Origin of the sequence: Mesorhizobium sp. LNHC232B00 (assembly GCF_000502435.1) — a bacterium.
Classification (GTDB): domain Bacteria; phylum Pseudomonadota; class Alphaproteobacteria; order Rhizobiales; family Rhizobiaceae; genus Mesorhizobium; species Mesorhizobium opportunistum.
This window is the reverse complement of record NZ_AYWP01000009.1, coordinates 59,081-82,746: the sequence shown is the minus strand read 5'-3', so window position 1 is coordinate 82,746 and position 23,666 is coordinate 59,081. Positions and strand designations below refer to the sequence as shown.

The 23,666-nt window shown below is 63.3% G+C and carries 22 protein-coding genes; 15 read left to right on the top strand and 7 right to left on the bottom strand.

Annotated features, from left to right (window positions below):
* Both flgF and X743_RS155580 read right to left on the bottom strand, forming a co-directional pair.
* On the bottom strand, positions 1 to 723 hold the full coding sequence (gene flgF / locus X743_RS155575; protein ID WP_023765739.1) for a flagellar basal-body rod protein FlgF: 723 nt from the start codon (positions 721 to 723) through the stop codon (positions 1 to 3).
* Positions 724 to 725: 2 nt separating this feature from the next.
* Complete coding sequence (locus X743_RS155580; RefSeq protein WP_023765738.1) at positions 726 to 1,847, bottom strand: DUF1217 domain-containing protein; 1,122 nt, start codon at positions 1,845 to 1,847, stop codon at positions 726 to 728.
* A 159-nt stretch (positions 1,848 to 2,006) separates the two neighbouring features.
* Here X743_RS155580 and motA point away from each other — a divergent pair, with 159 nt between their 5' ends.
* The 6 genes from motA to X743_RS155610 are packed head-to-tail and all read left to right on the top strand — an operon-like array spanning position 2,007 to position 6,840.
* Positions 2,007 to 2,882: a flagellar motor stator protein MotA gene (motA, locus tag X743_RS155585; RefSeq protein WP_023765737.1), complete on the top strand. Its 876-nt coding sequence runs from the start codon at positions 2,007 to 2,009 to the stop codon at positions 2,880 to 2,882.
* Positions 2,883 to 2,914: 32 nt separating this feature from the next.
* Positions 2,915 to 3,862, top strand: coding sequence for a FliM/FliN family flagellar motor switch protein (locus X743_RS155590; RefSeq protein WP_023765736.1), 948 nt, complete (start codon positions 2,915 to 2,917; stop codon positions 3,860 to 3,862).
* A gap of 17 nt (positions 3,863 to 3,879) precedes the next feature.
* The gene (fliN, locus tag X743_RS155595) at positions 3,880 to 4,266 is read left to right on the top strand and encodes a flagellar motor switch protein FliN (RefSeq protein WP_013893224.1); all 387 of its coding nucleotides are present in this window, start codon (positions 3,880 to 3,882) and stop codon (positions 4,264 to 4,266) included.
* A gap of 46 nt (positions 4,267 to 4,312) precedes the next feature.
* Positions 4,313 to 5,323, top strand: a complete 1,011-nt coding sequence (locus X743_RS155600; protein WP_013893225.1) for a flagellar motor switch protein FliG — start codon at positions 4,313 to 4,315, stop codon at positions 5,321 to 5,323.
* Positions 5,324 to 5,326: 3 nt separating this feature from the next.
* Positions 5,327 to 6,409, top strand: a complete 1,083-nt coding sequence (gene flhB, locus X743_RS155605) for a flagellar biosynthesis protein FlhB (RefSeq protein WP_023765735.1) — start codon at positions 5,327 to 5,329, stop codon at positions 6,407 to 6,409.
* Positions 6,406 to 6,840, top strand: coding sequence for a hypothetical protein (locus X743_RS155610; protein WP_013893227.1), 435 nt, complete (start codon positions 6,406 to 6,408; stop codon positions 6,838 to 6,840). Before flhB ends, X743_RS155610 begins: the two co-directional genes overlap by 4 nt.
* Positions 6,841 to 6,908: 68 nt before the next feature.
* Here the strand turns inward: X743_RS155610 and X743_RS155615 are convergent, their stop codons facing one another.
* The gene (locus X743_RS155615; protein ID WP_023765734.1) at positions 6,909 to 7,679 is read right to left on the bottom strand and encodes a LuxR C-terminal-related transcriptional regulator; all 771 of its coding nucleotides are present in this window, start codon (positions 7,677 to 7,679) and stop codon (positions 6,909 to 6,911) included.
* Positions 7,676 to 8,386, bottom strand: a complete 711-nt coding sequence (locus X743_RS155620; RefSeq protein ID WP_023765733.1) for a helix-turn-helix transcriptional regulator — start codon at positions 8,384 to 8,386, stop codon at positions 7,676 to 7,678. The genes X743_RS155615 and X743_RS155620 overlap by 4 nt, the downstream gene beginning before the upstream one ends.
* A 506-nt stretch (positions 8,387 to 8,892) precedes the next feature.
* On the opposite strand from X743_RS155620, the gene X743_RS155625 reads away from it, so the two are divergent.
* Positions 8,893 to 10,086, top strand: a complete 1,194-nt coding sequence (locus X743_RS155625) for a TMEM43 family protein (RefSeq protein ID WP_023765732.1) — start codon at positions 8,893 to 8,895, stop codon at positions 10,084 to 10,086.
* A gap of 64 nt (positions 10,087 to 10,150) precedes the next feature.
* Here the strand turns inward: X743_RS155625 and X743_RS155630 are convergent, their stop codons facing one another.
* Together X743_RS155630 and X743_RS155635 are read right to left on the bottom strand one after the other, a co-directional pair.
* Positions 10,151 to 11,182 (bottom strand): histone deacetylase family protein, encoded by a 1,032-nt coding sequence (locus X743_RS155630; protein ID WP_023765731.1) that lies wholly within the window; start codon positions 11,180 to 11,182, stop codon positions 10,151 to 10,153.
* A gap of 23 nt (positions 11,183 to 11,205) precedes the next feature.
* Positions 11,206 to 11,859, bottom strand: a complete 654-nt coding sequence (locus X743_RS155635) for a TetR/AcrR family transcriptional regulator (protein ID WP_023765730.1) — start codon at positions 11,857 to 11,859, stop codon at positions 11,206 to 11,208.
* A gap of 259 nt (positions 11,860 to 12,118) precedes the next feature.
* Here X743_RS155635 and X743_RS155640 point away from each other — a divergent pair, with 259 nt between their 5' ends.
* The 8 genes from X743_RS155640 (at position 12,119) to X743_RS155675 (ending at position 22,730) form a co-directional block, all read left to right on the top strand.
* Positions 12,119 to 13,798, top strand: a complete 1,680-nt coding sequence (locus X743_RS155640; RefSeq protein ID WP_023765729.1) for an amidohydrolase — start codon at positions 12,119 to 12,121, stop codon at positions 13,796 to 13,798.
* Positions 13,799 to 13,940: 142 nt separating this feature from the next.
* Positions 13,941 to 15,035 carry an ABC transporter ATP-binding protein gene (locus X743_RS155645; RefSeq protein ID WP_023765728.1) on the top strand — a complete coding sequence of 365 codons (1,095 nt, stop codon included), beginning with the start codon at positions 13,941 to 13,943 and terminating at the stop codon, positions 15,033 to 15,035.
* Positions 15,035 to 15,955, top strand: coding sequence for an ABC transporter permease (locus tag X743_RS155650; protein ID WP_023765727.1), 921 nt, complete (start codon positions 15,035 to 15,037; stop codon positions 15,953 to 15,955). Before X743_RS155645 ends, X743_RS155650 begins: the two co-directional genes overlap by 1 nt.
* Positions 15,948 to 16,748, top strand: a complete 801-nt coding sequence (locus X743_RS155655) for an ABC transporter permease (protein WP_023765726.1) — start codon at positions 15,948 to 15,950, stop codon at positions 16,746 to 16,748. Before X743_RS155650 ends, X743_RS155655 begins: the two co-directional genes overlap by 8 nt.
* Positions 16,749 to 16,771: 23 nt before the next feature.
* Positions 16,772 to 17,806: an extracellular solute-binding protein gene (locus X743_RS155660; protein ID WP_023765725.1), complete on the top strand. Its 1,035-nt coding sequence runs from the start codon at positions 16,772 to 16,774 to the stop codon at positions 17,804 to 17,806.
* A gap of 63 nt (positions 17,807 to 17,869) precedes the next feature.
* Complete coding sequence (locus X743_RS155665; protein ID WP_023765724.1) at positions 17,870 to 19,066, top strand: serine hydrolase; 1,197 nt, start codon at positions 17,870 to 17,872, stop codon at positions 19,064 to 19,066.
* Positions 19,067 to 19,103: 37 nt separating this feature from the next.
* Positions 19,104 to 20,282 (top strand): serine hydrolase, encoded by a 1,179-nt coding sequence (locus tag X743_RS155670; protein WP_023765723.1) that lies wholly within the window; start codon positions 19,104 to 19,106, stop codon positions 20,280 to 20,282.
* 126 nt (positions 20,283 to 20,408) lie between these two features.
* Positions 20,409 to 22,730 (top strand): Tex family protein, encoded by a 2,322-nt coding sequence (locus X743_RS155675; RefSeq protein WP_023765722.1) that lies wholly within the window; start codon positions 20,409 to 20,411, stop codon positions 22,728 to 22,730.
* Here the strand turns inward: X743_RS155675 and X743_RS155680 are convergent, their stop codons facing one another.
* Positions 22,731 to 23,642, bottom strand: a complete 912-nt coding sequence (locus X743_RS155680) for a LysR family transcriptional regulator (RefSeq protein WP_023765721.1) — start codon at positions 23,640 to 23,642, stop codon at positions 22,731 to 22,733.
* Positions 23,643 to 23,666 lie beyond the last annotated feature (24 nt).

The window sequence follows — 23,666 nt, the reverse complement described above, 5'->3', positions numbered from 1 at the left end:
CTACTTCGAGCCGAGCGTCTTGATCGCCTCGTCGGTGGAGGATTCCGTCTGCCGCATCAGGGCCGCGGTGTTTTCGAAGGCGCGCTGGACCATGATCAGCCGCGTCATCTCCAGCACCGGATTGACGTTGGACTCCTCGACGAAGCCCTGGGCGATGCCGACATCGGAGCGATCGGTGACCGGTTCGGGCGTGTGTGCCGGCACGATGCCCGAATTGCCATAGCGCACGAAGTTTACGCCCGGATCGAAATTGTAGAGGCCGATCGAGCCGACAAGCTGGTCGTTCTGGCGCAGCGAGCCGTCGGCCCCTGCCTTGGGCGGGCCGTTGCGCGGGTCGAGCTGGATCGGCGCGCCGCCGGCATCGAGCACCGGATGGCCCTCGATCGACATCAGCTCGCCATTCTCGTTCATGGAAAACCGGCCGTCGCGGGTCATGACGGGGCCGGCGGGCGTGTCGATGGCGAACCAGGCGTCGCCCTGGATGGCGAAATCGAACGGGTTGCCGGTCTCGGTCAAGGGGCCGTGGGCGCCGGAAAGATAGGTCTTGCCGGACGAAGCGAAGGAGACCGACTTCTGCCCGGTGCCGGACACCACGTCCTCGAATTTCACGCCCGTGGCGCGAAACCCGACAGTATTGGCGTTGGCGACATTGTCGGCGATCGTGTCGAGCCGGCGCTCGAGCGCCATTTGCGCGGAAAGGGCGACGTAGAGACTGTCCCGCATGGTCAGAACTTCAGTTTCTGCATGGCCATCATCAGGTCGGTGGAGATGCCCGACGTGACCGGCTTGGCGAAGAGCACGCTGATCGACGACACCGCGGTCGAGGTCGGGTTGTTGATCTCATACATGCTGGTGAAGCGGGTCAGGAACTTGGTGAGCTTCGCGGGGTCGGTGAAGTCCGTGAGGTCGAGCTTCTGCTCGAACAACTGCGCCTGCTTGTCGATATCGGCGGTGGCAAAGGAATCGGGCAGGCCGAGCGCGGTGCGCACGACGCTGGCAAGAGCGGTGTCGGCCAGCACGTCGTACCAGCTGGTTATGTCAGGCGCCTTGCGTTGGAAATAAAGCGCCAGCCGCACGCCCTGATTGGTCTGGCCGGCATCCTCTTCGAGCGTCTGGCGCAGATACTTGTCGACGGTCGGCTGCTGCGCGGGATTGATGGTGGTGGCGTTCTCGCCATTGGCTTCGAAATTGAAGGCCAAAGCCAGTCCCGCGTAAGCTGGGTTCGTCTGCTTGTTGGCGACGCTGTCAGGGTCGCTCACCTTGCTTTGCAGGACCTGCTTGATCAGGTCCTTGTCCTCGGTCGCGGAGTCCAGACCATATGCAGCCAGCGCGTAGGTGTAGAGCCGGCTGTTCGACATCAGATCGTCGACGGACTTCACCTTGGTGATGTTGGCGAGATAATAGGTCGTCTCGCCCTTCACATAGTCGGAATTCGGATCGAGACCGGCGATCTGCGCCTGCGTGGCGTAGTTCTTCGTCACCAGCTGCTGCGCCTTGTTGTAGATCGTCGCATCGGCGCCGTTGGCGGCAAAATTAAATGCGCTGACGAACTGGGCATAGCGCTTGTCGGTCAGCTTGTTGGCGAAACTGTCGGGATTGGTGACGCCTTCCTTGAGCGCCTTGACCATGAACGCCTTGGCGTAGTCCATGTCTTCAAGCCCGTAGGCCTTCATGGCATATTTGAACAACCGATCGTTTTTGACGAAATCGTCGATCGATTTCACCTTGGTGATGTTGGCGAGATAATATTGCGTATCGCGATCGACCGTCGGCTGTTTCTCGATCCGGTCGATCGACTTTGAGATGTCTCTGGTGATCAACTGGTAGCTGGTAAAGGTATTGAGCAAGGACGCGCCTCCGGCCGAAGCAATGCCAGCACGATAGCGCCACTTCCTTGCGCGAAACTGAATCGCCTCAATTCGGTTCCATGGCGGCTCCGATTCAAGCCTCACACAAGGCACGGGGACTATCCCTTGCACCTGATGTGAAATGCGGAAGGACCTGTCGTGGGCATTCTGATTGGACTGGTGGTAACGCTCGGCTGCGTCCTCGGCGGCTTCATGGCCATGGGCGGGCATCTGCACGTGCTGGTCCAGCCGTGGGAAGCCGTGGTCATCTGCGGCGCTGCACTGGGCACCTTCCTGGTCGCCAATCCGATGAAGACGGTCAAGGATACCGGCAGGGGCATCCTCGAGGCCTTCAAGCAGGCGGTGCCGAAGGAACAGGATTACCTGGAGACGCTCGGCGTGCTGCACAGCCTGATGCGCGAGCTGCGCTCGAAATCGCGCAGCGAGGTCGAGGCGCATATCGACAATCCGGAAGAATCAGCGATCTTCCAAGCCTTTCCGACCGTGCTCAAGAACCACGATCTGATGGCCTTCATCTGCGACTACTGCCGCATCATCATCATCGGCAATGCCCGCTCGCATGAGATCGAGGCGCTGATGGACGAGGAAATCCAAACCATCAAGTCCGACAAGATGAAGGCCTATCACGCGCTGGTCGCGGTCGGCGACGGCCTGCCTGCGCTCGGCATCGTTGCTGCTGTGCTTGGCGTGGTCAAGGCGATGGGCGCGCTCGACCAGTCGCCGGAAATCCTCGGCGGCCTGATCGGCGCCGCCCTGGTCGGCACGTTCCTCGGCATCTTCCTGTCCTACGCGGTGGTCGGGCCTGTCGCCACCAAGATCAAGACGGTGCGCGAGAAGAAGAACCGCCTCTACATTATCGTCAAGCAGACCCTGCTCGCCTACATGAACGGCGCCCTGCCGCAGGTGGCGATCGAGTTCGGCCGCAAGACCATCTCGTCCTATGAGCGGCCGACCATCGACGCCGTCGAGCAGAGCACGATGAACACCGGCGCCGCCGAGAAGAAGGCCGCCTGAGCGATGCACGACAGATCGGTGCCCACACGGTCATGACCAGTCCAGGCAGCCCCGCGCAAGCGCGCTCGCTGATCATAGAGCGTCTGGTCGGTGACAGCGGCGAGGCCGATCAGGTCATCGACGCCGGCCGTGCCATGGCCGAACGCGCCGTGCCGCTGCTGCACAAGGGGCTGTCGAGCGGGCTTGGCGTCCCCGTCATCGTCGATCTCAAGGCGGTCGAGGTCAGCCGCGTTACCGAGGCGCGCTCGCGCGCCGGCGACAATTTCGCCATGACCGTGGTCGGCTCACCGGCGTCGTCGGACGCGATGACACTCGTCATCGACGCAGCCGCGATCGCGATCATGGTTTCCACGTTGTTTGGCGGCGACCCGGACATGCCGGTATCGCCGATCGAGCGCGACCTGTCGCCGCTCGAGGCCGATGTCTCGACCATGGTTTTCCAGGAGGTAGCGCAGGCGCTGAACGGATCGGGGCAGCGCTCGCTCGAACTGCGACTGCCGGCCCCGCGGGCCATGTCCGGCATCGAGGCCAGGCGGCATGTTTTGCGCGACGGCGCGGCAATTCGCATCGTCCTTGGCATCTCGACGCCGGTCGACAGTGGCAGCATCACGGTAACGATGCCGCAGCGTATCGTGCTGGCCGGCCGCGACGGTATCGCCAGCGCCAGCGAGGCCGATCCCGGCACCAGTTGGCGCGCACGCTTTTCTGAAGAGGTGATGCGCTCGACGGTGGCGCTCGAAGCCACCATGCCGCTGGCGCGGCTGACGCTGGGCGACCTTGCGAGGCTGGAAGTGGGCCAGGTCATCGATTTCGAGGAAACGGCGCAATCGCGGGCTCGCCTCAGCGCGCGCGGCCAGACGCTGTTCGTATGCGAGTTCGGCAAACTGGGACAGAATTACACCGTCCGGATCAGGCATCCCTTCGATGCCGGGCAAGACTTTATCGACGGGTTGATGCCGGCTGGCGCCGGGCGCGCCTGAGCATTTGGAGACGATACATGGCCAAGACCAAGGCAGAACCAGACCTCGACCAGCCGGACGAGCAGCTCGACCGCGCCATCGAGGAATTGCGCGGGGTCCTGCATGAAGAGGAACAGCGCCCAGACGCAGCCTTCCGGGCCGCGGCAGGAGCCAATTCCAGCGTCATCATGAACATCCCCGTCGATGTCCAGATCATTCTCGGCAGTACCGAGATGGCTGTGTCCGACCTGATGGCGTTGCAGAAAGGGTCGACGGTCGCGCTCAACCGCCGCATCGGCGAACCGGTCGACGTCGTCGTCAACGGCCGCAAGATCGCGCGTGGCGAGATCACGGTGCTGGAAAGCGATCCCTCGCGCTTCGGCATCAGGCTGACCGAAATCATCGCCGGTACGAAGGGCGCCTAGACATGGTTTGCGGGGCTTGCCGGTGGCAGCGGAGGCGAGAGGCAATATGACGACGCCGGCGACCCTGACGCGCGCGCAGAAGGCGGCCGCCATCCTGGTGGCGATGGGTAAGCCGTCGGCCAGCCGTCTCCTGAAATTCTTCAAGCAGGAGGAGCTGAAGGCACTGATCGAGGGTGCGCGGCTGCTCAGGACCATTCCACAGAGCGATCTCGAGCGCATCGTCGCCGAATTTGAGGCCGAATTCACCGAGGGCGCGGGCTTGCTCGATTCCGCCGACAGGATGGACACGATCCTCAATGAATCGCTCTCGCCCGAAGAGATGAGCGCGATCATGGGCGACAAGAAATTCGAGGTCGCTCCGGAAGGCCCACCACCGATCTGGCCCGAGCTCGAGAAGCTCGAGCCGGCGCGGCTGGGTACGTTCCTGGCCGGCGAACATCCGCAGACGGCGGCCATGGTGCTGTCGAAGCTGGCGCCGCAGACGGCGGCGGGGGTGCTTTTGACCCTGACCAAGCCGATGCGTGGCGAAATCATCAAGCGCATGGTGACCATGGCCAATGTTCCGGATGCCGCGGCCAGGATTGTCGAGAACCGGCTGCGCACCAGCGTGCTGGCGGAGACCTCGACCAAGGATACGTCGGTGGGGCAGGCACGCGTCGCCAGCGTGCTCAATGAACTGGACAAGCCGCTGCTCGAGGAGGTCATGCAGGATCTGGAAGCCGCCGGTACGCCCGATCTCGACGGCGTGCGCGCGCGACTGTTCGCTTTCGACGACCTGCCGCTGCTTACGCAGAAGGCACGCGTGCTGCTGTTCGACGGACTGTCGACCGAACTTGTCACGCTGGCGTTGCGCGGCACGTCTGCGGCGCTCGCCGAGGCGGTGCTGTCGGCGATCGGCGCACGGTCGCGACGCATGATCGAAGCCGAACTCGGGGAGGGGTCGGAAGGCATCCCCGCCGCCGACATCACGGCGGCACGCAAGACCATCGTGACGACGACGATCCGTCTGTCGCGCGAAGGCGCGTTCGAACTTCCTTCGACGCAGGACGCCGCCTAAGGCATGTCCGACGCCGTCGACAAGGATTCGAAAACCGAGGAGGCGACGGAAAAGAAGATCCGCGACACCATCGAACAGGGCAAGCTGCCCCATTCGAGGGAAACCGCGCTTCTCGCCTCCTTCGTCGCCATACTGGTGTTCACCGTCTTCTATGCCAAGGATGCCATCATCGACCTCGGCATGTTCCTGGCGACGTTTCTCGAGAAGCCGGAAGCCTGGCCGATGGACACCGAGACCGATGTCATCGCGCTCTACAAACTCGTCATGCTGGAAGTGGGCCGCGCCCTCGTCAGCCTGCTGGTGCTGTTGACCGTCGCCGGCATCGGCGCCTCGGTGCTGCAGAACATGCCGCAAATCGTCGGCGAGCGCATCAGGCCGCAGTTTTCCCGCATCTCGATCGTCAAGGGCTGGAGCCGCATGTTCGGCGTTCAGGGCTGGGTCGAGTTCCTGAAATCCCTGGGAAAGGTCGGCTTCGCCATTGCCGTGCTCTCCTTCACGCTGTCGGAAGATCACCGCAAGCTGCTTGCCGGGATGATCACAAATCCCGTTGCCTTCGGCCTCGTCATCCGCGGCATCGCGGTCGACATATTGGTGGCGATCGTCTTCGTCATGGGCCTGATCGCGGCGATCGACATCGTCTGGTCGCGCTTCCACTGGAAGCAGGACCTGCGCATGAGCAAGCAGGAGGTCAAGGACGAGTTCAAGCAGTCCGAGGGCGACCCGATCGTCAAGTCGCGGCTGCGCTCGCTGGCACGCGACCGCGCGCGCAAGCGGATGATGACGGCGGTGCCGCGCGCGACGCTGATCATCGCCAACCCGACCCACTTCTCGATCGCGCTGAAATATGTGCGCGACGAGGATTCGGCGCCGCTCGTCGTGGCCAAGGGACAGGATCTGGTGGCGCTGAAAATCCGCGAGATCGCCAGGGAACACAACATCCCGATCTTCGAGGACGTGGCGCTTGCCCGCTCCATGTACAAGCAAGTTTCGGTCGATAATGTGATCCCGTCGCAATTCTACCAGGCCGTCGCCGAACTGGTGCGGATCGTCTACTCGAAAAAGGCTGAGCGCGGACAGATTTCATGAACCGCCAACCGCACGCAAAATCCCGCGAGATCATCGTCGCCAGCGCCATCGAGCAAGTGGTGGGCGAACTGAGGCTGATCGATGTCGCCGACTATATCGCCTTCATCCGGCTGGAGCATTTCGCCTGCCTGTCGGATCTGGTCGATTCAGCGGCGGAGCTGTTCTTCATGCCCGGCACGCTCAGGCTCGGCCATGGCGGCGAGGCGCATGTCGACTGGAGCGGCAGCCCGCGCATCGTGCTCGACCTGGAACTGCGGCCACCCGGGGCGACGGTCTATTTCCAGCTGACGCTGAGCGAGAACGGCAACTCGGTTGTGGTCAACTACGTGTCGTTCGAGAAGCCGGGCGAAGATCCCGAGCACAACACGGCCTTGCTCGAGACCGTGATCGAAGAGGCCCGTATCCGCAGGGTCGAGCCGCTGGCCTTCTAGGCCTATTGATATTCAGGTGATGCCGGCCTGCAAATCGCTGATACCTGAACCTCAACAGACCTTGACCGCTACTCGATCAAACCGAGCCGTAGCGCCTTGGCCACCGCCTGGTTGCGGTTGACGGCGTTGAGCTTCTGCGTCGACTGGGTCAGGTACTGATTGGCGGTGTGCACCGACAGTTTCAGCAGCCGCGCGATCTCTTCGCTGGTGTTGCCGTTGGCGGTCAGCTTCAGGCATTCGAGTTCGCGCTTGGAGATGGCGCGCATCCTGCCGGCATCGCTGGGGCGGATCCGGGCGACAGCGGCGAACAGCGAAAAACAGCGGGCATGGATTTCGTAGAGCGTATCCTGGGGGAGGGCGATCTCCGATCCGAGGAAGACGACGAGACCGCACTGGCCGCGGTCGGCATGGACGGGAAGGGCGATACCGCTGGTGCCGGGCGCCAGCGCTGTGATCTGTTCGGTCCAGGCGAGTTTGCCGAACATCTCAGCCATCGCCGCGACGCCGTCATCCGTCCACCAGCGCGGCTCCGTCGAGTTGCGGGTGTGGCGCACGATCTCCTCGCCATTGGCGCCTGAGATGAACTTCGTCGCCACCGCGATGCCGGGATAGTCGGAATCGAAACACGGGACCAGCCGTGCCCGCTCCGGTGACGGGCTGACGAAGAACAGGCCGAAGGCCGAGGCGTTGATGTCGACCGATATCCAGCGGCAGCGGCGCACGGCATCGGGAATGGTGACCGCGTGATGCGTTTCGGAGCCGAGCGAGAAGGCGCCGAACGGGTTGCGCTGCTCGTTGAAAAGGGCTTCGGCTGCTTCCTTGATGTCGGCGTTTTTCAAATGATGCCACTCCTGATCGCCGTGGCGATGGCCATCGCGCGGTTGCTGGCGGCGAACTTCTGGATGGCGTGGGTGATGTAGCTGTTGACGGTGTTGGACGAGACGCCAAGGATGACGGCGACCTCATCGGTGGTCTTGCCCTCCGAAACCCAGAACAGGCATTCGCGCTCGCGGTCCGACAGCGGATCCTGCATGGCGGCGGCGGCGATCAACTGCGGAATGTGCGAGAGCGCATAGCAGCACTTCAGTTGCGCCTTCATCAGCGCCGGCTGGTCGATCTTGCCGGCACTTGCCGCCGAGAACAGGGCGAACAGGCGCTGACGACCGACATTCAGCCGCAGCGAATAAATCTCGGCATGGCCGAGTACGTCGAGCAGGCGTGCCTCTTCACCGGAGACCAGTCCATCCGCATCCGGCGCCTGCGCCGCCACCAGCGGCCTTGGACGGATACCGGGCGCAACGGTGAGCGCGCCCTGGGCAAGGCCGGCGATCAGCCGCTTGCCGATCAATTCGATAGCGTCGAATATCCAGTTCGAGGAGACGATGCGCGCGTCGTTGCGGTCCTGGTCATGGACGATGGCGACCAGCATGTAGCTGTCGGCGCCGATCTCGGCGGTCAATTCCATGAAAAAGCTGGTGAGATCACCGCGCGAGGTCAGGCGCGAGCCTAATGTGTCGGATTGAAGAAGCGCGGCGGGACTGCTCATCTGTTGCTTTTGGCCGGAATCGATTCTGATGTCCGGATGCTGGAGAGCCAGCCGCCGAACCCGAAAACGCGTTACTTTTACGAGACACACACGAGGCGCGGGGCCGCGCCCAATCAGACGGAATCCATTCAGGGAACGCGAAGCCGTCCGCGTCTGGCGCCGGAAAATTTCCGGAACGTGAGACTTTGGGTGGTCGCCGCGCCCCCCGAGGACCGGCTGATTCGGGTCTAATCTACCCGCAGATGAATCCGACATCAAACGCGATTTGACAAAATCGAATCTGATGGACTCAGGTGCGACTCAGGAGGCGATTTTCGTAGCCTTCGAGGCGTGAAAATGTCGGGACTGCGCAAGCCGGCCATATCGGCGGCCCGCCCGTTGCGATAGATTCGAAATGCCGAAGGGGTGGGCATCTCCGGCAATCGAGCCTGTAGACGGCATGACTGACGAAGTCGTCGGGGCAGTCGTACGCAGGCTCATGGCATGGTCCGGTTTCGGGGGAAACAATGAGCGATTCATTTCGGGAAGTTACGTCCGTCTCGTGGTTCGGGCGGATCAAGCGGGCTGTCGGCGGGGTCGTATTCGGCCTGCTTCTGGTCGTGCTGATGGTGATCGGGCTGTTCTGGAACGAAGGCCGCGCGGTGCAGACGGCGCGCTCGCTGGCCGAGGGCGCCGGCGCCGTCGTCTCGGCCGGCGCCGACAGTGTCGACGCCGCCAATGACGGCAAACTAGTGCATGTCAGCGGGCCGGTGACAGCCGATAGCGGGCTGTCGGATCCGGATTTCGGGATCGCTGCGCAAGGCCTGCGCCTGTCGCGCGGCGTCGAGATGTATCAGTGGAAGGAAGACTCCAAATCCGAGACCACCAAGAAGCTCGGCGGCGGCGAGGAGACGGAGACGACCTACAGCTATTCGAAGGTGTGGGACGACAGCCAGATCGACTCGTCGGATTTCAAGAAGCCTGATGGCCATCAGAATCCGCCGATGGCGATCCACAGCCGGACCTTCCAGATTCCGGAAGGCAAGCTCGTCGCCTTCGATCTCGATGCGCCGGTGCTGGATCGCATCGAGGGCGACAAGGATCTTTCGCTATCGCCAAGCCAGTCGGCCGCGATAAAGGCCGCCTACACCGGTACGAAGCCGCTCAGCATCGTCGACGGCAGGATCTATCTCGGTACCGACAACACAACGCCGGCGCTCGGCGACTACCGCATCGGCTACGAGCTTGCGCCGCTCGGCGTGGTGAGCATTGTCGCGCGCCAGGCCGGCAGCCGGTTCGAGTCCTACCAGACCGAGGCAGGCGATGCGCTGCTGATGGTCGATATGGGCCAGGTACCGGCCGACAAGATGTTCGCCGAGGCGGTCAGCGCCAACACGCTGATCACCTGGCTGCTGCGTGCCGCTGGCCTGCTGCTCCTGACGATCGGCTTTGCCCTGTTCCTCAGCCCGATTGGCGTGATCCTCGACGTCATCCCGTTCCTCGGCAGCATGGCGCGGATGGGAACCGGCATCATCGCCTTCTTCCTGGCGATCCTGGTCGGCACGACGACAATCGCGATTGCCTGGTTCTGGTATCGGCCGGTTCTGGCGGTTGGCATCCTGGCCGCCGGCGTCATCGCTGCGGCGGCGGTCTATTATCTCGGGCGGTCACGCAAGCCAGTGGCGCCGATGGCCGCGCCAGGCACTGGCACCGCGGCGTAGCCTGCGAACAAGGGCGGCCACGCGCCCTTTTCTTTCGTGCCTGTCGCTGTGCTTGCGAGAAGGTCTACCGATCCTCGAAACCGGTCAGCACGCCGACGGCGTTGATGCCGATCTCCTCGACGGCATAGCCGCCTTCCATGACGAACAGCGTCGGCAGGCCGAGTTTGGCGATGCGGCGCCCGATCTTGGGATAGTCGGGGCTGGTCAGCTTGAACTGGCTGATCGGGTCCTTCTCGAAGGTGTCGACGCCGAGCGAGACGATGACGATGTCGGGCGCGTAGGCGGCGAGCCTGGCGCAGGCGTCCTCCAGCGAGGCGTTCCAGGCATCCCAGCCGGTGCCGAAGGGCATCGGATAGTTGATGTTGAAGCCTTCGCCCGCGCCGGCGCCACGCTCGTCGGCATGGCCGAGGAAGAACGGATATTCGACCATCGGGTCGCCATGCAGATTGAGAACCTGCACGTCGGCGCGGTCATAGAAGATCTCCTGCGTGCCGTTGCCGTGGTGATAGTCGACATCCAGGATCGAGATGCGCTTGGCACCCTGATCGCGGAACCACTGCGCCGCGACGGCGGCGTTGTTGATGTAACAATAGCCGCCCATGAAGCCGGCGCCGGCATGATGGCCGGGCGGACGGCAGAGCGCGAAGGCGGACCTTTCGCCGGCCTTGACCAGACCGGCGGCGGTGAGCGCCACGTCATAGGACGACTTGATCGCCGCCCACGTGCCTTCGACGAAGGTGGCGCCGGCATCGAAAGAATAGTAGCCGAGCAGCGCATCGACACGCTTCGGCGGCACGTCGCCGCGCAGGCCGCGCGTCGGCCAGGTGAAGGGCATGGCCGTGCCCTCGTGACCGGAGGCCACCCATTGCGGCCAAACTGTCGGCAGGAAGTCGATATAGTCCGATTTGTGAATGCGTTTGGCGGCGGCAAGATCGTGCTCGAGCGGCAGGACGATCGGACCGAGCTTCTCGCTTTCGACCCGCGCCTTGATGAATTCGGCGCGCGAGGGCTTTTCAAAACCCGGCACGATCGCCGATGTGACCAGTTCCATCTGGCCGGCATGGCCGGCATGAAGCGGCGAATAGACAGTCTTCATAAAATTCCTCTCGAAATACGAAATCAGTCAAGGTTGAGATAGGGGGTCACCAAAGCGAGCCACATTCTTTCCACATCGTCCTCGATGAGGTCGTATGTCTTGCGATCTCTTTTCAGCCCCACGAGCCGGCAGGCGTGCCCGACATCCATCATCAGCACGCCGAGCCGGCTGGCGATCTCGTCTTCAAGCGCTGGATTCACATGCTGCAGCCATGCGGCGTAGAGGGCAATGATCTGCTCGTCATATTCGTCCTGGATCGGCCTGAGGTCGGCGTTACCGGAAATAGCCTCGATCACCGGCATCAGGGTGGCGTTGTCGCGATAAAGCGTGGACGTGTCGATGAAGAGCTTGCGCACTTCCTGGCGAAACTCGTCGCGGTTGGTGGGCGGGGCGACCTCGATGCGCCTCGCGATCACCTCGGGAAAGGAGGACAGCCAGCGTCGGGCGAGATCCAGGAGAATGGCTTCCTTGTTGGGAAAGTATTGGTAGACCGAACCGACCGACAGGCCGGCGCGCCGGGCAATGGCGAGCGTCGTCGGCGCCTTGGTTCCCTGCTCCCGCGTCAAGACCAGCGCCGCGTCGAGAATCCGGTCGACCACCTTGCTCGACCGCTGTTGCCGCGGCTGCTTGCGCGGTTCGAGCGCCATCCTGGTTTCGCGGCTGAGACTGCGCTTCACTGCTCGATGTCCTCGTTCCCTGCCGGGTCTCAATACGGGTGCAGGTGCTGTCCAATACATTCGAAATTCGGTACGTTGACAAACGCGAATAATTAGTCGCATTCTTTTATCCACGCTGTTTTCAGGGATCACAAGGGGAATTTCCAGAGACAGCGCACTGGCATCATTTTTCGTCCGATAGCGCCGCTGCGGTGACGTGGCAGCTTGTCGGACAAGAGGATTGCCGGTCTCAGTCAGTCGTCAAAAGCGCGGAGTCGCGATGTCTGTCACAGGTGCGGGTCACAATGCGGATCTGATCGTCATCAATGGTCATATGCTGACCATGGACGATGACAATCCCACCGCCGAGGCCGTTGCCGTCAAGGACGGCACCATCGCCGCCATCGGCAGCCGTGCCTCCATCGAAGAGCTTAAAGGTCCGGCCACAAAGGTGATCGACGCCAAGGGCGGCTCGGTGATCCCGGGCTTCATCGAAGCCCACATGCATCTGTTCTCCGGCGGGGCCGAGCTCGCGCATCTTCAGCTTGGCGGTGTCCATGGCTTCGAGGCGTTGCAAAAGGCGATCCGCGACTATGCGCCGACACGGCCCCATGCCACGATGCTGGTCGGGCAGGGCGTCGACTACACCGTGCTTGGCAGCGAGCCGGTGACGCGCCACCATCTCGATCAAATCCTGCCGGACCGGCCCTTCTGCATGGCCGCGCCCGACCATCACACGATGTGGGCCAACACCAGGGCGCTGGAGATGGCCGGCATCCTGCACGGACGCACGCTTGGTCCGGGCAACGAGATCGTCATGGGTGACGATGGCCTGGCGGCGGGTGAATTGCGCGAGGGCGAGGCCTTCGGTCCGGTGCTCGACCTTGCCGGCGAGAGCCGGGTGCGGCTGGGGCTGGCGACAGGCGGCGAGCCGGACCCGATGCCGTCGGCTGAAGAACGCGCCGCCGACCGCGACATCATGCGGCGCGGGCTTGCCTGGTGCGCGCGCCACGGCATCACCTCGATCCAGAACATGGACGGCAATCTCTACCAGCTTGAGCTGCTGGCCGAGATCGAGGCCGCGGAAGGCTTGCCCTGCCGCGTCCAGATCCCGTTCCACTACAAGAATTTCATGACGCTCGACATGCTCGACAAGGCGTCCGTGATGACCGAGCGCTACAACAGCGAGTGGCTGTCCTCGGGCATGGTCAAGGTGTTCTACGATGGCGTGCTCGATTCCTGGACGGCGGTGATGGTCGAGCCTTATGCCGATCGCACCGACTGGGTCGGCGAGCCACTGTTCACGCCGCAGCAGTTCATCGATCTGGCGGTTGCCGTCGACAGACGTGGACTGCAGATCGCCGTGCACTCGATCGGCGACGGCGCCGTCCGCGCCGTGCTCGACGGCTACGAGGCGGCGCAAAAGGCCAATGGCAAGCGCGACAGCCGGCATCGCGTCGAACATATCGAGGTCATAACCACATCGGACGTGCCGCGCTTCGCCGAACTCGGTGTCATCGCTTCCATGCAGCCGCCGCATCCGCCCGGCGCCATGGATTTTCCGCTGGAGCCGACCGTGTCGCGCATCGGGCCGGCCCGTTGGCCGCTGAGCTATGCCTGGCGGACCTTGAAGAATGCCGGCGCGCATGTCGTGTTCGCATCGGACTGGCCGGTGTCGCCGATCGATCCGATCCTGGGTATTCAGGCGGCAGTGATGCGCAAACCATGGGCAGAAAGCGACCCGGACCAGAGCTTCTCGCTGCATGAATCGCTCACCGCGTACACGGTGGAGGGTGCCTATGCGGAGTTCGCCGAGCACCGCAAGGGTATGCTGAAACCAGGCTATATGGCCGATCTGGTGGTTTTGTCCGATGATATCGAGAGGACCGCGCCGGCCGAACTGCACAGACTGCGGCCGGTGACGACGATCTGCGGCGGCAAGGTCACCTACCAGGCCTGACAATGGCATGCGGCTTGCTAGCCGGATGAATGACTACTGAACTGTGATTCAATGCCGGACTTGCCAACCTACCGGCCGTGTGGTCACATCCAACAGGGGAAAAACCTCGCCAGCAAGAGCGGGGTCAACAGTGAGGCGTATCGTGCCGGAAAAACCGGATCGGAATGCAATTGAAGTCGTAAACGTCAGTAAAATTTTCGGATCAGGGGAAGGGCAGGTCGCTGCCCTCGATACGGTCTCGGTGACCATCCGCGAAAACGAGTTCTTCACGCTGCTGGGACCATCCGGCTGCGGCAAGACCACGCTGCTGCGGCTGATCGCCGGCTTCGATTTTCCAACCGCCGGCGAGATCCTGCTTTACGGCCAGGACATCGCACCGTTGCCGCCCTTCAAGCGGCCGGTCAACACCGTCTTCCAGTCCTACGCGCTGTTTCCGCACATGACGGTGGCCGACAATATCGGCTTCGGCCTGGAAATGCTGGGTAAGCCCAAGGCCGAGATCAAGGCGCGCGTCGCCGAGATGCTGAAGCTGGTCAAGATGGAAGCGCTGGCGGGCCGGCGCACCAGCCAGATCTCCGGCGGCCAGCAGCAGCGCGTGGCCCTGGCCCGGGCGCTGGCGCCGCAGCCCAAAGTGCTGTTGCTCGACGAACCGCTGTCCGCACTCGACTACAAGCTGCGCAAAGAGATGCAGATCGAACTGAAGCGGCTGCAGCACGAGACCGGCATCACCTTCATCTTCGTCACCCACGACCAGGAAGAAGCGCTGACGATGTCGGACCGCATCGCGGTGATGTCGTCGGGCAAGATCCTGCAGGTCGGCTCGCCCTGGGACATTTACGACAAGCCGGCGGAACGCTTCGTCGCCGACTTCATCGGCGAAACCAACTTCCTCACCGCAGCGATATCGGGCATCGGCAACGGAAGGGCGCGCGCGACGCTCAAATCCGGCACGGCCATCGAGGCGACCGTTGCCGAAGGCTTCCAGCCAAAGGACAACGCCACCGTGGTGGTGAGGCCCGAGCATGCCAAGCTGACGAAGGACAAGGGCGACCTCGCGGGCACGGTCGAAAACATCGTCTATTTCGGCACCGATACGCATATCCATGTCCAGCTCGACAGCGGCGAGGCCTTCACCGTGCGCCAGCAGAACACGCGCAGCGCCGGCTGCGGTTTCGAACGCGGCGACAAGGTCGGCATCATGATCGGCAACGACGCCGCGCAAGTGCTGAGGGACTGATGGCGACCGCGGAAGAAGTCGCCAAGGCAGCGGAGCGGCGCGATGTGCGTGACCGCTGGCTGTTGTCAGCACCGGCGCTGCTGGTCATTCTGTTTGCCGCGACCGGCCCGTTGCTGATCGTGCTTGTCTATTCGTTCCTGACGCCCGGCGCCTATGGCGACGTGAAATGGCAGTTCTCGTCCGACGCCTGGACATCGGTGCTGCTGGAGCGCGACATTTTCGACGATACGCTTTCGCTCGCGGCGGCGCATGTCACCATCCTCTGGCGTTCGGTCAAGCTTGCGGTGGTGACGACGCTCGCGACCTTGGCGCTCGGTTTCCCGACCGCCTATTTCATGGCGACGCGCAGCGAGAAGACGAGGGATCTCTGGCTGTTCCTGATCACCATCCCGTTCTGGACCAACCTCCTGATCCGTACCTTCGCCGTGCTGCAGATCATCCGCAACGAAGGCATCATCAACACGATCCTCTTGAAGCTCGGCATCGTCTCGGCGCCGATCCAGATCCTCTACACCGATACGGCGATCCTGGTCGGCATGGCCTATGTCTACCTGCCGCTGATGGTGCTGCCGATCTATGCCAGCATGGAGAAGCTCGATTTTCGTTTGGTCGAGGCGGGCTATGATCTCTACGCGACACGCTTCAAGGTGCTGCGCAAGATCATTTTCCCGCTGGTCAAACCCGGCGTGATCGCCGGCTCGATCCTGGTCTTCATCCCGGCACTTGGCGCCTATGTGACGCCGAGCGTGCTTGGCGGCGGCAAGAACATGATGCTGTCCAACCTGATCGAACTGCAGTTCGGCCAGGGCCGCAACTGGCCGCTCGGCTCGGCGCTGTCGATCACGGTGATGATCATCGTCATGGTGGCGCTGCTTGCCTATGTGCGCAATGCCGGCAAGTCGGGAGTGCGTCATGGCTGACAACTTCTCCATCAAGCACCAGCCGGGGTTCACGGCGATCGCCGCGACCTGCTTCGTCGTGCTCTATCTGCCAATCATCGTGCTGGTCATCTACGCCTTCAACGCGGCCAGCTCGACATCGGAATGGGGCGGGTTTTCGTTCAAGTGGTTCCAGTCGGCATACCAGAACACGCAGGTCATCGATGCGACGCTGCGATCCTTCCAGATCGGTTCCATCGCGGCGGTGCTTTCGACCATCTTCGCCACCATGGCCGCGCTCGCCACCACGCGCACGGCATCCTATCCCGGCCTTACCTTCAAATACGCGGCGATCAACCAGCCGCTGATGGTGCCCGAGATCGTCACCGGCGTGGCGCTGCTGATCTTCTTCTCGCGCATCAAGATCTTCACCGGTTATTCGGGGATCGGCTATTTGGTCGCCGCGCATACGGCGTTCTGCATTCCCTTCGCCTACCTGCCGATCCGGGCGCGGCTGGAGAATATGGACCTGACGCTGGAACGTGCGGCCGCCGACCTCTACGCGACGCCATGGAAGACCTTCCGCCGCATCACGCTGCCGCTTTTGTGGCCCGGCATCCTGGCCGGACTGATGCTGGCCTTCGTCATCTCGCTCGATGATGTCGTCATCACCGAGTTCGTCAAGTCGGGCGGCCAGGACACGTTGCCCACCTACATGCTCGGCCAGATCCGCCGCGGCATTACACCCGAGATCAACGCGATATCGACCGCTTTCCTGCTGCTTTCGGTCGCGATCGTCACGTTGTTTTTCTTCGTCAGCAGGAAACGAGACTGAAACCTGAAATGGGAGTTAGAACGATGAACTGGAAGACAACAGCGACCGCCATGGGGTTGGCGTTGCTCGCATCGACGGGGCTTGCCCGCGCCGAGGGCGTGCTCAACATCTACAATTGGGGCAACTACACCAGCCCCGACGTGATCAAGAAGTTCGAGGACAAATACAAGGTCAAGGTGACCATCACCGACTACGATTCCAACGACACCGCGCTTGCCAAGATTCGCCAGGGCGGCACCGGTTTCGACATCGCGGTTCCGTCGCAGACCTATGTGCCGATCTGGATCAAGGAAGGTCTCGTGCTGGAGACCGATCCGGGCAAGATGGAGAACTTCAAGAACGTGGCGCCGGAATGGGCCAATCCTGAATTCGACCCCGGCCGCAAATATTCCGTGCCGTGGGCCTGGGGCACGATCGGCGTCGTCGTCAACACCGATGCCTATAAGGGCCCGGCCGATACGTGGGGCATTGTCTTCAACACGCCGGACGAACTGAAGGGCAAGGTCAATGTCGTCCCGGAAATGGGCGACGTCATCTTCGCGGCGATCAAATATGTCGGCGGCCAGCAGTGCACCGATGACAAGGCGGTGCTGAAGAAGGTGCGTGACCTCCTGGTGGCGGCCAAGCCGAACTGGATCGCCATGGAATACAACACCATCGAAAAGATGGGCGCCGGCGACTTCAAGGCAACCAGTGACTGGAACGGCTCGGCGCTGCGCCAGCGGCTGGCCAACCCGGCCATCCACTACAATTATCCGAAGGAAGGCTTCGGCCTGTGGAGCGACAACGTCGTCGTCCTCAAGGAAGCCAAGAACGTCGAGAACGCCAAGCTGTTCCAGAACTTCATCATGGATCCGGAAAACGCGGCTGGCCTCTCGGCCTTCCATCGCTATGCCAACGCCATCACCGGCTCGGACAAGTACATGCCGGCCGACATGAAGGACGCGCCGGAAGTCATCATTCCGGCCGACGCCAAGCCGAAAGGCGAATTCCAGAAGATGTGCCCGCCTGAAACGCAGGAACTCTACACTAAGATCTGGACCGAGCTGCAGAAGTAATCGCTACGCGATGGACCCGGCGGCACACGCCGCCGGGTCTTTTTTGTTCCGGGAATGGCTTTCATGGACTCCTATCGCAACAGCGATCCGCGGCCGCCGATCATGCAGGGCTCGCCGCCCGCCATGGTGCCGCCGAAGCTCGACTGGGACAGGCCGCCATGGAACCGCTGGGCGTTCCAGCACATCAGGGAAATTCTGCCGACCGCCGAAGTCTGGCGCGGCAATGGGCATCGCCACCGCCTCGAACGCGCCGAGGTCGATCTCGACGGGCTGCCGGTCGAGGGCAGCGAGGGCCAGCCTTCGACGCTCGCGGGGCTGCTCGACGAGACCTACACGGATGGCTTCCTGGTGCTCAAAAACGGCAAGGTCGCCTATGAGCGCTATTTCAACGGCATGGACGAGCGCACGCTGCATCTGTCGCAGTCGATGGCGAAGTCCGTCACCGGATCGGTGTTCGGCATATTGGCCGGCCGTGGCCTGATCGATCCAGCCAAGGCGGTGACCGATTACCTGCCAGAGCTGAAGGCAACGGGATGGGCCGGGGCCAGCATCCAGCATGTGCTGGACATGACCACGGGCGTGCGCTTCTCCGAGGAATACACCGACCGCTACTCCGACATCGGCCAGGTCGATGTCGCGACCGGCTGGAAGCCGGTGCCGCCGGGCAGCGATCCGGACTTTCGCTGGCCTTCGCATATGTTCGACCTGATCCTGGGCTTGAAGGACACAATCCGTCCGCACGGCGCGAAATTCGAGTACCGCTCGATCGAGACCGACGTGCTCGCCTTCATCATGGAACGGGTGACGGGCAAGCGGCTGGCGCAGTTGGTCTCGGAAGAGCTCTGGCAAAAGCTCGACGCCGACGAAAGCGCCTGCTTTACCGTCGACAGCGCCGGCTATGCGCTCGCCGATGGGGGCTTCAATGCAACGTTGCGCGACTATGGCCGCTTCGGCCTGATGATCCTCGGCAATGGCGGCGGCATCGTGCCGGCCGAATGGATCGAGACGACACGCAATGGCAGGCACGGCCCCGATTTTTCCGCCAGCCTGCCGGAAGGCAGTTATCGCAACCAATTCTGGATCGAGGATCCCCGCTCGCGCGCGCTGATGTGCCGGGGCGTGTTCGGGCAGATGATCCACATCGACTGGAACACGGGAATGGTCGTGGTGAAGCTGTCGAGCTATCCGGACTTCAACAACCTCGCCTACTCCATGGCGACATTGAAGGCCGTGCATGCCATCGCCGCCGCGTTGAGCTGAGCCCCCCCTAGAAAAAACGACTCCAAGAGGAAACGCCATGACCGGCATGACCGTGTTCGAGACCCGCTACGGCTTCCGTCGCAACGAGGTGCTGCTCGCCAACTGGCGCGAGAACCCATTCAACCGATGGTCGTTCCAGAACCTCGGCGAACTGGTGCCGACGGCACGCGTCACGGCGGCCGGGGGCATCGAGGCACCCATGCAAGATCTCGGTGGCCTGCTTCGCGAAAAGGTCTCGGTCGCCAGCGCGCCGGAAACGGTGGCCGAATTTCTCGTCCGCTCCAGCACCGACGCGCTGACCATCATGAAAGGCGGCAAGATCATCGGCGACTGGTTCGCGCCGCACATGGATTTCGGCGCCCGTCACATCATCTTCTCGATCAGCAAGTCGGTGACCGCCATTGTCGCCGGGATGCTGGAAGGCGAGGGGGTGTTCGATCCGGAAGCGCCAGTGGCGCACTACATTCCGGAGGCCGCCGGCTCGGCATATGGCGATGCGAGTGCGCGGCATGTGCTCGACATGAGCGTCAGCCTCGATTTCGAGGAAGCCTATCTCGATCCGGAAAGCGCCTTTGCCCGCTATCGCCGGGCGACGCTGTGGAACCCGGGCGGCGGCACCGAAAGCCTGCGCGAATTCATCCTGACCTTGCAGCGGCTGGCCGAGCCGCATGGCCAGACCTTCCGCTACCGTTCGCCCAATTCCGACCTGCTCGGCCTGTTGCTGGAGCGTGCCTCGGGCCAGCGCTTCAACGATCTGATGCGCGAGAAGCTCTGGCTGCCACTCGGCGCCGTCAGCGAGGCTTCTATCGGCGTCGACATGGAAGGCACCGCACGCACCGCCGGCGGCATCTCGGTGACGCCGCGCGATCTGGCGCGTGTCGGCGAAATGATGCGTCAGGGCGGCACGGCCAATGGCCGGCGCATCGTGCCGGAGGCCTGGGTGCGCGACACGACCAGCACCGGCGGCAGCGCGGAAGCCTGGCAGCGCGGCGCGATGCTGCCACTGTTCCCCAAGGGGCGCTATCGCAACAAATGGTACCAGACCGGACACGAGAACGGCGCCTATTGCGGCATCGGCATCCATGGCCAGTGGCTCTATGTCGACCCCAGGACCGAAGTGGTGATCGCCAAGATGTCGTCGCAGCCGCAGCCGGTCGACGATGCGCTCGATCTCGAGCTTGTGGCGTTTTTCGAAGCGCTGAGCCGGATGGTCTAAACGCCTCCTGCCACCAAATTAGCGAGTGCTTTCCTGTGGACCCGCCGGGCTGACGGAAGCGCGGCGGTTGGCGGACCGGATGTCAGCGCCTATGGTCGCCGCTCTTTCGACAAGAGTGGGAATGACATGGCATCCGATATCAAGCGCATCGCAGCCATCATCGCGACCGAGATCGCGGCGCGGCCCGAGCAGGCGGCCGCGGCGATCGAACTGCTCGATGAAGGTGCGACGGTGCCGTTCGTGGCGCGCTACCGCAAGGAAGTCACCGGCGGGCTGGACGATACGCAGCTACGCGACCTTGCCGAGCGGCTGGCCTATCTGCGTGAGCTCGACGCGCGACGTGACACGATCCTTGGCTCCATCCGCGAGCAGGGCAAGCTGACCGAGGAACTCGAGGGCAAGATCATCGCCGCCGCCACCAAGGCGGAGCTGGAAGACATCTATCTGCCCTACAAGCCCAAGCGCCGCACCAAGGCCGAGATCGCTCGGGAGCGCGGGTTGGGGCCGCTGGCGGAGGCCATCCTCGCCGATCGTTCGCTCGTGCCCGCCGAACTGGCGCTGGCCTATGTCAGCGAAGAGGTGGCCGATGCCAAGGCCGCATTGGAAGGCGCGCGCGACATCCTGTCGGAACAGTTCGCCGAAAATGCCGATCTTGTCGGCAAATTGCGGACCTACATGAAGGAACGCGCCTTCATGCGCGCCAGAGTGGTCGACGGCAAGCAGGAGGCGGGCGCGAAATTCTCCGACTATTTCGACCATGTCGAACGCTGGGCAAATGTGCCGAGCCACCGCGCGCTGGCCATGCTGCGCGGCCGCAACGAGGAGGTGCTGTCGCTCGACATCGAGGTCGATGCCGATGACACCTCGCCGGTGAAGCCGGTCGAGCGAATGGTCGCCAATGCCTATGCCATCGGCGGCAGCCTGCCGGGCGACCGCTGGCTGATGGAGGTCGCGGGCTGGACATGGCGGATCAAGCTTTCGCTGCACCTGACGCTCGATCTGATGCGCGACCTGCGCGAGCGGGCCGAGGAAGAGGCGATCCATGTCTTTGCCCGCAATCTCAAGGATCTGCTGCTCGCCGCGCCGGCAGGGTCGCGGCCGACGATGGGGCTCGATCCCGGCATCCGCACCGGCGTCAAGGTGGCGGTGGTCGACGGCACCGGCAAGGTGCTCACGACGACGACCGTCTATCCCTTCCCGCCAAAGAACGATGTGAGGGGCACGCAGGCGGAACTCGCCAGGCTCGTTCGCCTGCACAAGGTCGAGCTGATTTCCATCGGCAACGGCACCGGCAGCCGCGAGACGGAGAAGCTGGTCGCGGACATGCTGTCCGACATGCCGTCCGACGGCGGACCGAAGCCGTTGAAGGTGATCGTCAGCGAGGCGGGCGCCTCCGTCTATTCTGCATCGGCGACGGCGGCGGCGGAATTCCCCGGCCTGGATGTGTCGTTGCGCGGCGCGGTGTCGATCGCGCGACGTCTCCAGGATCCGCTCGCCGAACTGGTCAAGATCGAGCCGAAGTCGATCGGCGTCGGCCAGTACCAGCACGATGTCGACCAGTACCGGCTTGGCCGGTCGCTGGAAGCGGTGGTCGAGGATGCCGTCAACGCGGTCGGCGTCGATCTCAACACCGCTTCAGCGCCATTGCTGGCGCGGGTTTCGGGTCTCGGTGCGTCGCTGGCCGACGCCATCGTCGCGCATCGCGACGCGACCGGCCCCTTCGCCAGTCGCAAGGATTTGCTGAAAGTAGCGCGCCTTGGACCCCGCGCGTTCGAACAGTCCGCCGGCTTCCTGCGTATTGCCAATGGCAGCGAGCCGCTCGATGCCTCCTCGGTGCATCCGGAAGCCTATGGCGTGGCCAAGAAGATCGTCGCCGCCTGCGGCCGTGATGTGCGTTCGCTGATGGGCGACAGCGCGGCGCTCAAGGCGCTTGATCCGCGCGTCTTCGTCGATGAGCGTTTCGGCCTGCCGACAGTGCGCGATATCCTGGCCGAGCTGGAAAAACCCGGCCGCGATCCGCGTCCCGGCTTCAAGACCGCGACCTTCGCCGACGGGGTCGACGACATCAAGGATCTGAAGCCCGGCATGCTGCTGGAAGGCACCGTCACCAATGTCGCCGCCTTCGGCGCCTTCGTCGATATCGGTGTCCACCAGGACGGGCTGGTGCATGTCTCGCAGCTGGCCGACCGTTTCATCAAGGACGCGCATGAGGTGGTCAAGGCCGGCGACGTGGTCAAGGTGCGCGTCGTCGACGTCGACATCAAGCGCAAACGCATCGCGCTCTCCATGCGCAAGGATGGCGGCGAGGGCGGCGCATCGAGAGGGCCACGCGACAATGGTGGCGGCAAGCCGACGCCACGTTCGCCAATGCCGCAGCGGCAACCGGAACGGCCGGCCCAGCAGGGCGCGTTTGGCGCCGCGCTGGCGGATGCGCTGAAGCGGAAGTAGCTACCAAGCCAGAACGGTCGGCTCCTTCTCAAGCTGGCCCAGCAACCAGTCGCGAAAACTGGCGACGGGCGGGTGGCCTCTCTTGTCGTGAGGCACGACGAGATAATAGGCGCTGCGGCTTTGCATGGGCTGGCCTGGCGCCGGCACGAGCTGGCCGCGCTGCAATTCACCCGTGATGAGGATGAGCGGCAACAACGCGACGCCGAGCCCTGCCATGCACGCCTGGGCGGCGGTGCCGAACTGCTCGAACTGCATGCCCGGTCCGGTCGGCGCGCTCAGGCCCTGGTGCTCGAACCATTCGGTCCAGGCGCCGGGCCGCGTCGCCATGTGCAGCAGAGGCAAGCGGCCAATATCGGCCGGCGTGGCAATGGCGCGGCCGGCGAGGAAACCGGGCGACACTACCGGCGCCACCGTCTCGCGCACCAGGAGTGTGGAGTCGGCCTCCGGCCAATCCGGCAGGCCGTAGTGGATGGCGGCGTCCAGCCTCTCCCTGGCGAAATCGAAGCGGCCGACGCGGGTGACGAAGTTGATGGTGATATCAGGGTTGTTCTCGACGAAATCGGGGATCATCGGCATCAGCCAGCGCGTGCCGAAGGTCGGTAGTATGGCCAGGTTCAGGACCCCGCTATGCCGATTGCTCATCAATCCAAGGGCTGCGTCGCGCAACTGGCCGAGGGCCGAACGCACCGCGTCGGCATAGATTTCGCCCGCTATCGACAGCCGGACATTGCGACTGTCACGCTCGAACAGCCGGCGGCCGAACTGATCTTCGAGTAGCTTGATCTGCCTGCTGACCGCGCCCTGCGTCAGATCAAGCTCCTGCGCGGCGGCGGTGAAACTGCCAAGCCTGGCCACCGCCTCGAAGGCGGCAAGGGCGCTGATGTTGGGCAAAAGGCGGCGTTGGACACTCATGATCCATTCCTAACGCTCATTGAT